12 protein-coding genes are annotated in these 15004 nt (G+C 62.9%); 9 read left to right on the top strand and 3 right to left on the bottom strand.

The features are described 5' to 3' along the window. The first annotated feature begins 235 nt into the window (after positions 1-235). The 5 genes from O4H62_RS23410 to O4H62_RS23430 all read left to right on the top strand — a co-directional run bounded on the left by O4H62_RS23410 (position 236) and on the right by O4H62_RS23430 (position 6427). Positions 236-1258, top strand: coding sequence for a LacI family DNA-binding transcriptional regulator (locus O4H62_RS23410; RefSeq protein WP_269391293.1), 1023 nt, complete (start codon positions 236-238; stop codon positions 1256-1258). Between the two features lie 48 nt (positions 1259-1306). Next, a complete protein-coding gene (xylB, locus tag O4H62_RS23415; RefSeq protein WP_269391294.1) occupies positions 1307-2761 on the top strand; it encodes a xylulokinase in 1455 nt (484 codons plus the stop codon). Next, positions 2758-4071: a xylose isomerase gene (gene xylA / locus O4H62_RS23420; RefSeq protein ID WP_269391295.1), complete on the top strand. Its 1314-nt coding sequence runs from the start codon at positions 2758-2760 to the stop codon at positions 4069-4071. Before xylB ends, xylA begins: the two co-directional genes overlap by 4 nt. A 151-nt stretch (positions 4072-4222) precedes the next feature. Next, positions 4223-5020: a 3-oxoadipate enol-lactonase gene (gene pcaD, locus O4H62_RS23425; RefSeq protein WP_269391296.1), complete on the top strand. Its 798-nt coding sequence runs from the start codon at positions 4223-4225 to the stop codon at positions 5018-5020. 39 nt (positions 5021-5059) lie between these two features. After that, on the top strand, positions 5060-6427 hold the full coding sequence (locus O4H62_RS23430; RefSeq protein ID WP_269391297.1) for a GH1 family beta-glucosidase: 1368 nt from the start codon (positions 5060-5062) through the stop codon (positions 6425-6427). Here O4H62_RS23430 and O4H62_RS23435 read toward each other — a convergent pair whose 3' ends face one another. Genes O4H62_RS23435 through O4H62_RS23445 form a run of 3 tightly spaced genes read right to left on the bottom strand, consistent with a single transcriptional unit; the run spans position 6428 to position 9637 of the window. After that, positions 6428-7432 (bottom strand): 4-hydroxyproline epimerase, encoded by a 1005-nt coding sequence (locus O4H62_RS23435; RefSeq protein WP_269391298.1) that lies wholly within the window; start codon positions 7430-7432, stop codon positions 6428-6430. A gap of 22 nt (positions 7433-7454) precedes the next feature. Continuing rightward, complete coding sequence (locus O4H62_RS23440; RefSeq protein WP_269391299.1) at positions 7455-8699, bottom strand: NAD(P)/FAD-dependent oxidoreductase; 1245 nt, start codon at positions 8697-8699, stop codon at positions 7455-7457. Next, the gene (locus O4H62_RS23445; RefSeq protein ID WP_269391359.1) at positions 8696-9637 is read right to left on the bottom strand and encodes a rhodanese-related sulfurtransferase; all 942 of its coding nucleotides are present in this window, start codon (positions 9635-9637) and stop codon (positions 8696-8698) included. Before O4H62_RS23445 ends, O4H62_RS23440 begins: the two co-directional genes overlap by 4 nt. A 133-nt stretch (positions 9638-9770) precedes the next feature. On the opposite strand from O4H62_RS23445, the gene O4H62_RS23450 reads away from it, so the two are divergent. The 4 genes from O4H62_RS23450 to O4H62_RS23465 all read left to right on the top strand — a co-directional run bounded on the left by O4H62_RS23450 (position 9771) and on the right by O4H62_RS23465 (position 14840). Then, a complete protein-coding gene (locus O4H62_RS23450; RefSeq protein WP_269391300.1) occupies positions 9771-10409 on the top strand; it encodes a 2-dehydro-3-deoxy-phosphogluconate aldolase in 639 nt (212 codons plus the stop codon). A 175-nt stretch (positions 10410-10584) separates the two neighbouring features. After that, complete coding sequence (locus tag O4H62_RS23455; RefSeq protein ID WP_269391301.1) at positions 10585-11283, top strand: tellurite resistance TerB family protein; 699 nt, start codon at positions 10585-10587, stop codon at positions 11281-11283. Between the two features lie 326 nt (positions 11284-11609). Next, positions 11610-13406: a sensor histidine kinase gene (locus O4H62_RS23460; protein WP_269391302.1), complete on the top strand. Its 1797-nt coding sequence runs from the start codon at positions 11610-11612 to the stop codon at positions 13404-13406. A 66-nt stretch (positions 13407-13472) separates the two neighbouring features. After that, positions 13473-14840 (top strand): sigma-54-dependent transcriptional regulator, encoded by a 1368-nt coding sequence (locus O4H62_RS23465; protein WP_269391304.1) that lies wholly within the window; start codon positions 13473-13475, stop codon positions 14838-14840. Positions 14841-15004 lie beyond the last annotated feature (164 nt).

The raw sequence follows: 15004 nt of genomic DNA on the forward strand, positions 1-15004 counted from the left end.
CGCGGCGGCTTTTGCCGGCTGCGATCGCTGTCCGGTAACGCTGCAGCCAGGCAAGGCGCGGCGGAGACCGGCAGGCGGTGCCTTAGGCCATATTGTGCCGGTGGCGTCAAGTATAACGGTTTTCGCGCGATATGCCGCACCGTGATTGGCGCGCCGCACCGGCAGCGCCGGCCTCCCGCAATTTTTGATTTACGTACCTCAGAAATTCATTTAGAAAACACCTCAGGAGGAGACAATGCGACCGACCGTACATGATATTGCGGCTGAAGCTGGCGTCAGTCTGGCGACCGTCGACCGGGTGCTCAATGCCCGGCCGGGCGTGCGGCAGAAGACCGTCGCCAAGGTCGAGGCCGCGGTGGAGCGGCTCGGGTATGTGCGCGACGTCACGGCCGCGAACCTGGCGAAGAAGCGGATCTATCCGCTCGTTTTCATCCTGCCGGAAGGTCCGAACAGCTTCATGCGCGGGCTTGAAGCGGAGATTCGCGCCGCCATGCAGCGGTCGCCCGCGGAACGGACGTCGATCCGGATTGAAACCGTGCCGCCCTTCGATGCGAAGGCTATCGTCAACATTCTCGATTCACTCGATCCTGCAGAGGTTACGGGTGTGGCCCTGGTCGCAACCGATACGCCCGATGTGACCGCCGCGGTGGGCCGTCTGGTCGAAAACGGCGTTCATGTCGCCACACTGGTGTCCGACCTGCCGGGATCGCAACGGATTCATTACTGCGGCATTGACAACCTGGCGGCCGGGCGGACTGCCGGCGGGCTGATCGGACGGTTCCGCGGCGGCCGCGCCGGAAAGGTGCTGGTGGTGGCCGGTTCGATGAAACTGTCGGACCACATGGACCGCGCGTCAGGCTTTGCCGAAGTCCTGGCAGCCGAGTTCCCGGAGCTCGAAATCGTCGGGCCGGTGGAGACCAATGATGATGCGGACGCGGTCAGGCAGGCGGTCACGGCCGCGCTCGAGGCCGACGCCGGCATCACGGCGATCTACAGTCTCGGCGCCGGCACGCGCGGGCTGATCGAAGCCCTGGCCGGTCAGGCGTCGCGGAAGCTCACCGTCGTTGCGCACGAAGTGACCGAGCATTCGCGCCAGGCGCTTGCCGACGGCCTGTTCGATGCCGTCATCAACCAGGATTGCGGGCATGAAGTGCGCAGCGCGATCCGCGTGTTGAAAGCCCGCTCGGACGGATTGATGCCCATCAGTGCGCAGGAGCGAATTCGCATCGATATTTTCCTCAGGGACAATCTGCCGTGACCGGCTGTCCCGAGCCAATCCCGCATATTGCTGAAAGGATCCGCCGCCATGTATCTCGGACTTGATCTCGGAACCTCGTCGCTGAAGGCGCTGCTGATTGATGACAATCAGCGCATCCTCGGCTCGGCCAGTGCGCCACTGACCGTCGAGCGGCCGCATCATGGTTGGTCGGAACAGGATCCCGACAGCTGGATCCAGGCGACCCGGGTGGCGCTCGTGGAGCTTGGCAAGACCCATGCTGCGGACCTGGCCAAGGTGCGCGGCATAGGGCTGTCGGGTCACATGCATGGCGCGACGACCATCGACCGCGACGGAAAGGTGATCCGGCCATGCATCCTGTGGAATGATACGCGCAGCTACAAGGAAGCGGCGGAACTCGATGCCAATCCGATATTCCGGCGCCTGACCGGCAATATCGTTTTCCCAGGTTTCACGGCGCCGAAACTGAAATGGATGGCGGCCAACGAGCCGGAAGCCTTCGCCCGCGTGGCAAAAGTGTTGTTGCCCAAGGATTACCTGCGGCTCTGGCTGACCGGCGAGGCCATTTCCGAGATGTCGGACTCGGCCGGAACGTCCTGGCTCGACACCGGCAAGCGCGCCTGGGACGACAGTCTTCTTTCCGCCACCGGTCTTGACCGCAGCCACATGCCTTCATTGGTCGAGGGCACCGAGCGTGCCGGCGCGTTGCGCGCCGAGGTGGCTGAGGATCTCGGCTTGCCGGCGGGGATCCCGATCGCGGGAGGGGCGGGCGACAATGCAGCCTCCGCCTGCGGCATGGGTACGGTGGGCGACAATCACGCCTTTGCCTCGCTCGGCACCTCGGGCGTGCTGTTTGCCGCCAACAACCGGTATCTTCCCAACCCCGACAGCGCCGTGCATGCATTCTGCCATGCGCTGCCGGGAACCTGGCACCAGATGGGGGTGATCCTGTCGGCGACGGATTCGCTCAACTGGCTGGCCGGCATCACTTCGACAAAGCCTTCAGCGCTGACATCGGAGCTGGGCGACACCCTGCTGGCGCCCGGTTCGGTGATGTTCCTGCCCTATCTTTCCGGTGAGCGGACACCGCACAACGACGCCTCCATTCGCGGCGGTTTTGCCGGACTCGAACACGAGTCCGATCGCGCCGCGCTGACGCGCGCCGTGCTCGAAGGCGTCTGCTTTGCCTTCCGCGACAGCCTGGCAGCACTTGCACAGGCGGGCACATCGCTGACCCGGGTGACCGCGATTGGCGGCGGATCGAAGTCGGACTACTGGCTGCAGGCGCTGGCCACCGTGCTGGACCTGCCGGTGGACATACCCGAAGGCGGTGATTTCGGCGCGGCATTCGGGGCAGCCCGGCTCGGCCTGATCGCGGCGGAAAACGCCGATCCGCTCGCCGTGTGCACGCAGCCGGCCACGGAAAGAACCATTCACCCCAATCGCGATCTCTCGGCAGCCTTCGACGAGGCATACCTGAAGTATCGTGCCCTTTATCCCGCAATCAAAGGAGCCATGTCATGAGCACAGGATTTTTCGGAGACGTCACCAGGATCAAGTATGAGGGGCCGGAGAGCAGCAATCCGCTGGCCTTCCGCCACTACAATGCCGACGAGATGGTCATGGGCAAGCGGATGGAAGACCATCTGCGCTTTGCCGTTGCCTACTGGCATTCCTTTGCCTGGGAGGGCGGCGACCCGTTTGGCGGACGCACCTTCGACCGTCCCTGGTTTCCGGCCGATTCGATGGATCTCGCCAAGCTGAAGGCCGACGTCGCTTTCGAAATGTTCTCAGCGCTGGGTGCACCTTTCTACTGCTTCCACGATGCCGACGTGCGTCCGGAGGGCTCCAACTTTGCCGAGAATACGAAGAACCTCGAAGAGATCGTCGACTATTTCGCAGGCAAGCAGGAAGCCACCGGCGTGAAGCTGTTGTGGGGCACGGCCAACCTGTTCTCCAACCGGCGCTACATGTCGGGTGCTGCGACCAATCCGGATCCGGATGTCTTCGCCTTCGCCGCGGCGACCGTGAAGACCTGCATCGACGCCACCCACAAGCTTGGCGGCGCCAACTACGTGCTGTGGGGCGGGCGCGAAGGCTACGAGACCCTGCTCAACACCGACCTCAAGCGCGAAGACAACCAGCTTGGCCGTTTCCTCAATCTGGTGGTCGAGTACAAGCACAAGATCGGCTTCAAGGGCACCATCCTGATCGAGCCGAAGCCGCAAGAGCCGACCAAGCACCAGTATGATTATGACGTTGCCACCGTCTACGGCTTCCTCAAGCGGCACGGGCTCGAAAACGAGGTCAAGGTCAATATCGAGCAGGGGCATGCGATCCTTGCCGGCCATTCCTTCGAGCACGAACTGGAACTGGCGCAGGCTCTGGGGATCTTCGGATCGATCGACATGAACCGCAACGACTATCAGTCGGGCTGGGATACCGACCAGTTCCCCAACAATGTGCCCGAGATGGCGCTCGCCTATTATGCCATCCTCAAGGGCGGCGGTTTCTCCACCGGCGGTACCAATTTCGACGCAAAGCTGCGTCGTCAGTCGCTCGATCCCGAAGACCTGCTCTACGCCCATATCGGTGGCATGGATACCTGTGCGCGGGCGCTGAAGGCGGCGGCGAAGATGGTCGAGGACGGGGTGCTGACGAGCTTTGTCGAGGACCGCTATGCCGGCTGGAATGGTGCCGAAGCCAAGAAGATGCTCGACGGCGGTTTCTCGCTGGCGGAGATCGAAGCGTGGGTGCGCAAGGCCGACATCAACCCGCAGCCGAAATCCGGACGGCAGGAACACCTGGAGAACATCGTCAATCGCTACGTCTAACCGGCGCGCCTTGCGACATTGGATTGACGAGGGCGGCGGCTCATGCCGATGGGCCGCCGCCTGATCGAACAGCGTTTTGTTTGCGTGCCGGCGTTCGGTCGCGTAAATCAGGCATCCAGTCTGACAGATCATCCCGGAAGGAAGCCTCGCCATGCAATTTGCCCGCCTGAACGGTGTCGTGATCCATCACCAGGTGATCGGAGCCGCCCCGGACAAGCCCACGATCGTCTTCGCCAATTCGCTTGGAACGGATTACCGGATCTGGCGCGACGTGATCGTCCGGATGGTCGGGGACTACAGCATCATCGCCTATGACAAGCGTGGCCACGGTCTGTCGGAACTGGGTGACGCCGAAATCACCATGGATGACCACATCAATGACCTGATTGCGCTGATCGAGCATTTCGAAGCCAAAAATGTCATTATCTGCGGGCTTTCGGTTGGCGGCATGATCGCCCAGGGCGTGGCGGCCAAGAGGCCCGATCTGGCACGGGCGTTGATCCTCTGCGACACCGGCCACAAGATCGGAACGCCGGATATGTGGAATGCGCGCATCACGGCGATCAGGGAACAGGGAATCGCGGCGATTTCGGATGTGATCCTGGAACGCTGGTTCACCAAGGACTACCGCAGCGCGGACAATGCCGAGTTTACCGGCTACCGGATGATGCTCGAACGGACACCGGTGGAGGGCTATGTCGGGACCTGCGCAGCGATCCGCGACAGCGATTTCACCAAGTCGAGTTCGGAACTGGTAATGCCGGTCATCTGCGTGGTGGGAACCGAGGACGGTTCGACCCCGCCGTCGCTGGTGGGCGAAATGGCGCGGCTGATCCCGGGCGCGATGTACCAGGAGATCCCCGGAAGCGCGCATCTGCCCTGCATCGAGAAGCCGGCGGAATTGAGCGAGATCATCAAGGCCTTTACCGAGCGGCTTTCGACAAACTGAATTGCGCCTCTGAAACAGCATCACCGAAACGGGACCGACATGACATCCGAGACTTCGCCGCAGAAACTGGCCCGCCGGTTCCCGGACAGCTTCCTGTTCGGGGTGGCAACGGCCTCCTACCAGATCGAGGGAGCGGCGACCGCGGACGGCCGCAAGCCGTCGATCTGGGATGCGTTCTCCCACATGCCCGGGCGGGTCAAGGGCGGGGACACAGGCGACGAGGCCTGCGATCATTACAACAGGCTCGAGGCCGATCTCGACCTGATGGCCGAACTGGGGGCGGAAGCATACCGGTTTTCCGTTGCCTGGCCGCGGATCCTTCCCGATGGCACCGGGGCGATCAACGCGAAGGGACTGGATTTCTACGATTGCCTGCTCGACGGTCTGAAAGCGCGCGGCATCAAAGCGTTCGCGACACTCTATCACTGGGACTTGCCGCTGGCACTGATGGGGCGCGGTGGCTGGACCGACCGGGCGACCGCGGATGCCTTTGCCGACTATGCCGGGCTCGTTACCCGGCGTCTCGGGGACCGGCTCGACACGGTCGTCACCTTTAACGAGCCCTGGTGTTCGGTCTATCTCGGCCACCTGATGGGTGTGCATGCTCCAGGCGAGCGGTCGATGCAAGCGGCGATGGCGGCGCTGCATGTGACCAATCTGGCGCATGGACTCGGCGTGCAGGCAATCAGGGCGGAGCGGCACGATCTGCCGGTCGGCATCGTCCTCAACGCGATGAGCGTCATGGCGGCCAGCGACAGCGATGCTGACCGCAAGGCGGCAGAACGGGCGAACGATTTCCACAACGGGGTGTTCTTCGGACCGCTGTTCAAGGGATCCTATCCGCACTCCGTACTCGAGGGATGTCCGGATCTTGAGGCTCATATCAGGGACGGCGATCTCGAGACGATCCACCAGTCGCTGGATTTCTGGGGGCTGAATTACTACACGCCGATGCGGGTGAGCGACGATGCATCCGTGCCGTTTCCGCACGTGGCCAACGCACCTGCGGTCCGGCCGGAGAAGACCGACATCGGCTGGGAAATCGAGCCGCTGGGCCTGTCGCACGTGGTCAAGGATCTCTATGGCCGCTACACGCTGCCGGACTTCTACATCACCGAGAACGGGGCCGCCGACAACACGGATGTCGAGAACGGCGCCGTCAGCGACACGATGCGGCTCGATTACATTGCAAGCCATCTCTCGGTGGCTGCCGAGCTGATTGCCGAGAACTATCCGCTGAAGGGCTATTTCGCCTGGAGCCTGATGGACAATTTCGAATGGGCCGAAGGCTATTCGCAGCGTTTCGGCATCGTCCATGTCGACTATGAAACCCAGAGACGCACCATCAAGCAGTCAGGCTACTGGTACCAGTCGCTGATCGCCGCGCACAACGCGGGCGGAAGCTGATCACCGAACCACGAAACCGTGGGCGAAAGGGTCTTCCTCGTCATCGATGGTGATGGTGTTCAGTCCTGTTTCGACAGCCCAGCCGGCGACCGATGGAACGATCGCGGGCTTGCCCGCCACTTCGGCTGCAGCCTCGACCCGGCCGTGGAACAGCGATCCGATGATGCTCTCGTGGACGAAGTCATCGCCGGGCTTGAGCTTGCCTTTCGCCGCCCATTGCGCCATGCGGGCCGACGTGCCGGTGCCACAGGGCGAACGGTCGATGGCCTTGTCGCCATAGAAGACGGCGTTGCGGGCGTGGGCCTCGGGCCGGGTCGGCGCTCCGGTCCAGAGAATGTGGCTGAGCCCGCGGATATCGGGCTTTTCCGGATGGATGAATTCGTGCTCGTTGTTGATGCGCTCTCTCAGGGCCGGGCTCATGCGGACCAGATCCGCGGCCGAGAAGTTCGCCATGTCGGCGAAATTTTCCTGCGCATCGACGATGGCGTAGAAATTGCCGCCATAGGCGACGTCCACCGTGATCTCGCCCAGTCCTTCGCACCAGGTCTTGATGCCGGTTGAATGCAGGAAGGCCGGAACATTGGTCAGCCGCACTTCGGTGACCTTGCGGCCGGACTGCTGGTAGCGGGCGACGATCCTGCCGGCCGGCGTGTCGATCGCCAGAACGCCAGGCTCGCGCGGACTGACAAGCCCGTTCTCGATCGCCATCGTCACCGTGCCGATGGTGCCATGACCACACATCGGCAGGCATCCGGAGGTCTCGATGAACAGAAAGGCGATGTCGCAATCGTCTCGCGTCGGCGGATAGAGGATGGCGCCCGACATCATGTCATGGCCGCGCGGCTCAAACATCAGACCGGTGCGGATCCAGTCATACTCGGCGAGAAAATGCGCGCGGCGCTCGAGCATGGTGGCGCCTTCGAGCTGCGGGCCGCCACCGGTGACGACGCGGACGGGGTTGCCGCAGGTGTGGCCGTCGATGCAGAAGAAACGATTGCGCGCCATGGCTTGCTCTCACTACGGGGTTTCAAAAACGGTCGGGCCGGCAGGCGGCGATGTCAATACTCGGAGTCCGGTTGCCCGCCAGATCAGCGATCAGCCGTCCCATGGCCGCCGATTGGGTCAGCCCGAGATGGCCATTGCCGAAGCCGAGCAGGACTGACGGGTCCTCGGGCAGCGCGCCGATGACCGGCAGGCTGTCGGGCAATGAAGGGCGGAATCCCATCCATTCGACGCCGCCGGCGGTTTTCAGTCCGGGCAGGAAGGTTGCCGCCTTCTCAAGCATGGATTTCGAGCGGGCGTAATTGGGCGGCAGGTCGAGGCCGCCGAGTTCAACCGCGCCGCCGACCCGGACACCGGTTTCCAGGGGCGTCATGACGAACCCATGATTGCCGAAGATCAGCTGGCGCTTGAGATCGAATGCGCCCCTGGGCAGCGTGGTGTTGTAGCCGCGCTCGGTGTCGAGCGGAATGCGCAGCCGTGTGACCGGGTTGATCAGGCGTGTCGACCAGGCGCCGGCGCAGATGACGATGCGGTCGGCGTCGCGGGTTGTGCCGTCGGCAAGCCTGACAGAGGGGCCTGCCGCAGAACGATCCAGACCCGCAACCTCGGCCTTCTCGAAGGTTGCACCGCAGCGTTCCGCATGGGCCCAGAGCGCCAGGGCAAAGGCCTGCGGCTCGGACACGGTCTTCCAACCGGGCACGAAGGTGCCGGCGACAAAGCGCGATGACAGGCCGGGCTGAAGTTCGGCCAGTCTCTCGCCGCGGACATGTTCGAAAGCGATGCCTGCCTGTTCGCGCTGCCGCCATCCAGCAGAAGCGGCGTTGAACTCGGCTTCGCTTTCGTAAAGCTCCAGCGAGCCGTCATGGCGCACCATGCCGGCAATGCCGGCGCGGTCGACCAGCGCCATCATCTCGGCTTCGGCAAGCCGCATCAGCGCTGTCTGTGTTTCAATCGAAGCCCGGTAGCGGGCAGGAAGGCTGGCCTTCCAGAATTGCCACAGCCAGGGCGTGAGCCTTGGCAGATAGGAGGGGCGGATGGTCAGCGGCCCAAGCGGATCCATGAGCCATTTCGGGGCCTTGAGCAGGATCTTCGGCGAGGCCAGCGGCATGATGTCGGAAAACGCAAGTGCGGCGGCATTGCCCTTGCTGGTTTCCTGCGCCAGGCCGGACCTGTCGATCACGCTGACCTTGTGCCCGGCTTCCGCCAGCAGCACGGCCGTGGCGATGCCGACCACTCCGCCGCCAACGATGATGATCCTGCTGGGGCTCATGCGTTTTCAGCGTCGGCGCGCGCGGCGGCACGTTCGGCCAGCATCTGCTGGTGGCGCATGCGAAAGCGGATGCGATCTTCCTCGCTGCGGCTGTGGTAGCAGTGGGGGCAGGAAGCGCCTTCCTCGTAGAGCGGCGACGCCTGCTCTTCGGGGGTCACCGGATTGCGGCAGGCGCGGCACAGAATCTCGTCGCCTTCGCGCAGGCCGTGGGTGACCGCGACACGTTCGTCGAAGACAAAGCAGGAGCCCTGCCAGAGGCTTTCCTCTTCCGGAACATTCTCGAGGTATTTCAGGATGCCGCCCTTGAGATGATAGACATTCTCATAGCCCTGGGCGCGCATGAAGGCGGTTGCCTTCTCGCAGCGGATGCCGCCGGTGCAGAACATGGCGATGGGCTTGCTCTTGTCCTCGATCCCGGCTCTCTCCACCCAGCCCGGGAACTCCCGGAAGGTCTGGGTCTTGGGATTGATGGCTCCCTTGAACGTGCCGATGCCGACTTCGTAGTCGTTGCGGGTGTCGATCAGAATCGTGTCGGGATCAGAAATCAGCTTGTTCCAGTCCGCCGGGTCGACATAGGCTCCCACACCCTCCAGAGGGTCGATGTCGGGAACGCCCATCGTGACGATTTCCTTCTTCAGCCGCACCTTCATGCGCCTGAACGGCATTCTGTGGGCGCTGCTTTCCTTGTGTTCCAGCGTTTCGAGACCGGGAATTGCCCGAAGATGCGCAAGCACCGCGTCAATGGCGGAACGGGAGCCGGCGATGGTGCCGTTGACGCCTTCGCGGGCCAGCAGCAAGGTGCCCTTGACGCCCTGTTCCTCGCACAATTCGGCGAGCGGCGGCTGCAGCGCTTCATGCTCTGCCAGGCGTGCGAAATGGTACAGCGCGGCGACCACGACCGGCTGGTTCGGAACGGGTGTTTTTACAGGTGTCTTCATGTCTGCGGGAATAGCGCGTTCGGGCAAATCCCGCAATCGGTCTGTGGTGTTGGGTTGGGTTCTCAGCATGGACAATCCTAAGACGAAAGGCTATTCCGGGCGCTCCTGTTGATGACGCGAAAGGACAAGCGCCATGGGCGAAAAAACCCAAGCCCTCATTTCCATTCTGAAATTGCAGCCTGTCGTCCCCGTGCTCGTCATCAAGGATCTCGCCCATGCGGTGCCGCTGGCGCGCGCACTGGTCGCAGGCGGCCTGAAGGCCATCGAGATCACCATGCGGACGCCGGTGGCGCTTGAGGCGATCCGCGCTGTGGCCGATGAGGTCGAGGACGCGGTCCCAGGCGCCGGTACGGTGCTCAATGCGAAGCAGTATCACCAGGCAGTCGAGGCCGGATCGCAGTTCATCGTCTCGCCCGGAACGACGCTTGAACTGCTGGATGTCGCCCGCAAGTCGCCGGTGCCGCTGTTGCCGGGTGCCGCGACCCCCAGCGAAGTGATGGCGCTCCGGGAAGAAGGTTACGAGGTCCTCAAGTTCTTCCCGGCTGAACAGGCCGGAGGCGCTGCCTACCTCAAATCGCTTTCATCACCGCTGGCCGGAATGCTGTTCTGCCCGACCGGCGGGATCACCCCGGACAATGCGCGCGACTATCTCTCGCTGCCCAACGTGGTCTGCGTCGGCGGTTCCTGGGTCGCGCCCAATGCGCTGGTTGAGGCAGGCGATTGGGACGGAATTACGCGGTTGGCGATGGAAGCGTCGCGGCTCGCGGCTTAAGGCCACCATCCGAAGAAATTTGTGCCGGGTTTATGGAGCGGCGGTCATCGTGGATGGCCGCCGTTCGGTCTCGTGCGGCCTGAGAGCCGTTTGAAAGCGGATTGCTGAATTCCTATCTAAACGTGGAAGCGGCCGGATGGCGCTGCCACATCGAGGAAGACAAGGACCCACCATCATGTTCGATCCCAAAGCCCTGCTTGACCAGTTTCTCGGCTCCAACATTCCCGGCACCCAGGGAACCGTGCGTGACCAGGCCAGCAAGGCCACCCAGCTTGCCAAGGAAAATCCGCTTGCGACCGGCGCCATTGTCGCGGTGCTTCTCGGGACCGGAGCAGGCCGGGCAATCGGTGGATCGGCATTGAAACTCGGCGGCATGGCCGCGATCGCCGGCCTTGGCTACCAGGCCTGGAAGAACTACCAGGCCGGCAAGGCGCCGGGTGACGGGGAGGCTGCGAAGCAACCTGAAATGCTGGCGCCGCCTTCGGACTCGGATTTCTCGGCAGAGCCAGCGCATGTGGATAGCGATTTCGCACTTTCGCTGATCAGGATCATGATTGCCGCGGCACGGGCGGACGGTCATGTCGATGATGCCGAGCGCGCCCGCATTCACGACAAGCTTGCCCTGTCGGGACTGGGCGAGGACGCAATCGCTTTCCTCGACGATGAACTGTCCAAACCTGTCGACATGGACGGCATCATTGCCGCAGCGTCGAGCGAAGCGCAGAAGATCGAGATGTTTACCGCCGCGCGGCTTGCGATAGACCCCGACACCCGGGCCGAGCGCGGGTTCCTTGATCTCCTGGCGGGCCGTCTCGGACTTGCCGATCCCCTGGTCGACCATATCGAGGCAACGGTTGCGGCTGCAAAGGTCTGAACCTGGAGCCGATCCTCTTTAGATGGATTCGTCTGGACGCCGGGATTTCGTGATCTGGCCAGGAGCGGGAGGCGACGCGGCGCGAGCGCCGTTAGCCTCGCGCGACGCAGTCCAGAGCGCGAAAGGCCCAGTTCAGACGATTGCGATGGATCTTACTTTTCGGCCAGCCTTCCGGTTTCGCCAGGCTTGGGCGTCTTCTCCGCGCCAGCGTCGTCAAAATCCTCGCACGATGCGCTGCATCGCGCTTGCGGTTTTCCTAGCTGGCACGAAAAACCCTGTCCACCAAACCGCTTCCAGCTAAAGATGATTGGCTCTAAAGTCCGGCGATGCAGTCGCGCGTCGCCATAGAGAAACAGTTCCGCCTGACCAGAATCGGTCTTTTTGTCGTCTGGGCGATCCTGTCGGCCATCATCGTGGCATGGTCGGTCAGTTCGGCCAAGGAGCGGGCGCTCTCGGACGTCATGCAGAAGGCGGGAGAGACGCTGTCGGTGCAGACCGAGATTCTCTCCGGGGTTCTCGACAAGTACCGCTTGCTGCCGCCGCTGCTTTCGCGCCAATCGTCGATCAGGGCGCTCTTCGTGCGGGATGTCGAGGGCAACGCCCAGTCCATCAATGCGCGCCGGGTGGCGGAAGCGACGAGCGGCATGTCAGCGGCGATGGATGTGGCGTTTTTCTTTCCGGATGGGGAAATGCTGGCGAACGCCCGCGGCTCGGTTGCCGAGCGGTCCGAAGGTCTGCCGCAACTGATCGAAGCCGCCATGCAAGGCCGGCTCGGCCGCGCTGCCCTGTCGAACGACCGGGGCGAGCGGACATATGCCTTTTCGTCCGGCGTGCGCCGTGAGGGAAAGTTTGCCGGCGTTGTCATCGTCTATGTCGATTTCTATCGGGTCGAGGCTGCTTGGGCGCTATCGGCGCGCCGCATCTTCGTGACCGATAAGAGCGGTACGGTGTTTCTGGCCAATGATCCCGACTGGCGGCTCAAATCGCTCTCGGACCTGCGCCAGTCGGGAGCGGTTGATCGCTACCTGATCAATGGCCGGTTTGAAGACCGGCTGGATCTGGTGCGTCGCTTGCCGTTGCTCGAGTGGGATCTGCATGTGCTCGCCGACCCTGCGCCGGTTGCCGCGGCGCGATTGAGTGCAGCCACCATCGCAACCCTGGCCAGTCTGCTGGCCGGCATGATTGCCCTGGTCGTGCTTCGGCGAAACGAGGGACTGACCATCAAGGCCCGCACCGACCGGGCGATCGCGCTTCGGCTCGAACGGGTGGTGCGGGACCGGACGCGGGCACTTTCGATCACCAACCAGACGCTCAGCAAGGAAGTCCAGGTTCGCCGCGAGGCGGAAGAGCGATTGCGCAAGACGCAGGATGAACTGGTTCAAACCGCCAAGCTGGCTGCACTCGGACAGATGTCGACAGCCTTGAGCCATGAATACAATCAGCCGCTGGCCGCCATCAGGTCCTATGCGGACAATGCGCTTCGGTTTCTCGATCGCGGTGCGTTGTCCGAGGTCTCGGGCAACCTGTCGCGCATCAACGGCCTGGTTGAACGGATGGCCGAACTGTCGAGGACATTGCTGTCATTCTCGCGCAAGCCAGGCGCCAGCATTGGGCCGGTTCCGCTGGGCACGATCATCGATGAGGCATTGTTGCTGGCGCGCCCGCGGGCGCGTGCAGCGGGCATCGCCGACATCCAGGTCGGCGCGGGCGTATTGAGTGTTCATGTGCTGGGCGGCCGGATCAGGCTCGGACAGGTCTTCGTCAATCTCGTCAACAACGCAATCGACGCCTTGTCGGGACGCGCCGACGCGCGAGTGGAGATTGACGCCCGGCTGGAAGGCGACCGCGTGTTCGTGACCGTCATCGACAACGGTCCGGGGATCGAGCCTGAGCGGTTGCACAAGGTGTTCGAGCCGTTCTTCACCACAAAGGGGGTCGGTGAGGGGATCGGGATCGGGCTTTCCATCGTGGACAATATCATCCGGGACTTCGGCGGCACAATCACGGTATCGAACCGGCCCGAGGGCGGGGCCTGTTTCACGATCGATTTGCAGGCCGCAGATGGCCCGGACGAGATGCTTGAGGGCAAATTGCTTCCAACTTCCGCCAGCGCAGCCGTGTGATGCTGGACAAGATGGCGGCTTCATGATTTCAGGCATTGCGAATATAAAGCCGGGAGGAGCCCGCCATTGGAAGACAATTCCGCGCTGAAGCTGCAGGACAGGATTGTGCATCTGGTCGATGACGATGCCGACCTGAGGCATGCGCTCAAGCAATCGCTGGAGCTCGAGGGGCTGAGTGTGGTTTGCCACTCAAGCGCGGACGATGTCGGCGATCTGCCTCTGCGCAGTCTCTACGGCGTCGTCGTGTCCGACATAAGGATGCCCGGAATCGACGGATTGACGCTCATGCGGCGCATCCTGGGCATCGATCCGACAATGCCGGTGGTGCTGATCACCGGCCATGGCGACGTGCAGATGGCGGTGGAAGCGATGCGTGCCGGCGCCTACGACTTCATCGAGAAACCGTTTGCCGCAAACCGCCTGTTCTCGGTGGTCGAGCGGGCGCTCGAAAAGCGTCGGCTGGTGCTCGAGAACCGTTCTCTGCGCAATGCGCTCGAAGGCAGTGACGATCTCTCCTCGCGGCTGGTGGGCCGCAATCCGGCCATCCAGCGGCTGCGGGCGCAGATCTCGGCCGTTGCCGATACAGATGCCGATGTGTTGATTACCGGCGAAACCGGAACCGGCAAGGAGGTGGTGGCTCGGGCGCTCCACGATTTCGGACCGCGGAGCAAGGGGAATTTCGTCGCCATCAATTGCGCGGCGCTGCCGGCGGACATTTTCGAATCCGAATTGTTCGGACATGAGGCGGGCGCGTTCACCGGGGCGCAGAAACTCAGGATCGGAAAGCTAGAGCATGCCAATGGCGGCACCGTGTTCCTGGACGAGATCGAATCCATGCCGATCGATCTGCAGGCCAAGCTGCTGCGCGCGATCGAGGAGAGGTCGATCGAGCGGCTCGGGTCGAACCGGCAAGTGGCGCTCAACGTGCGTTTCGTGGCGGCGACCAAGGCCGATCTGAACAACAACCCGGCTTTCCGCACGGACCTTTATTACCGGCTCAACGTGATCACGCTGGAAATCCCGGCTCTCCGGGCCCGCCGGGATGATATTCCGCTGTTGTTCTTTCACCTGGCGCGCGAGGCCCGTGCCCGCTATCGCCGAGAGATTCCGGATATCCCGCCACATATCGAAGCAGGGCTGCTTGCCCACGACTGGCCCGGCAATGTGCGCGAATTGCGAAATGTCGCTGACCGGTTCGTCCTGGGTATGTGGGCGGGTTTCGGGGCAGATCCGGATCAGAGCCTCGAGATCGGAACCGGCAGCCTTTCGGAGCGGATGGATGCCTTTGAAAGGGACGTCATCAGGGCCGAGATCAGCCGCAATGGCGGCGCCCTGAAGCCGACTTACGAAAACCTCGGCGTTTCCCGCAAGGGATTGTATGAGAAAATGCGGCGGCTGGGCATTTCATCCGGCGATTCAGACGATGGGTCGTAGAATGCCCATTCGAGGCCGCGGACGGGTAGTTTGATGCCCTACCGGAGGCCGGATTCCGGGTCGCTGACCGCTTCCAACAGGCCTTGAGGCCGAATCCTGGACGTTTCCGCGGCTTGAGGCCATCCGTGCAAAGTTGGCACGTGGTTTGCTAGATTGTACTGTTG

Source organism: Parahoeflea alexandrii (assembly GCF_027214025.1).
GTDB classification, from domain to species: Bacteria; Pseudomonadota; Alphaproteobacteria; order Rhizobiales; family Rhizobiaceae; genus Hoeflea; species Hoeflea alexandrii_A.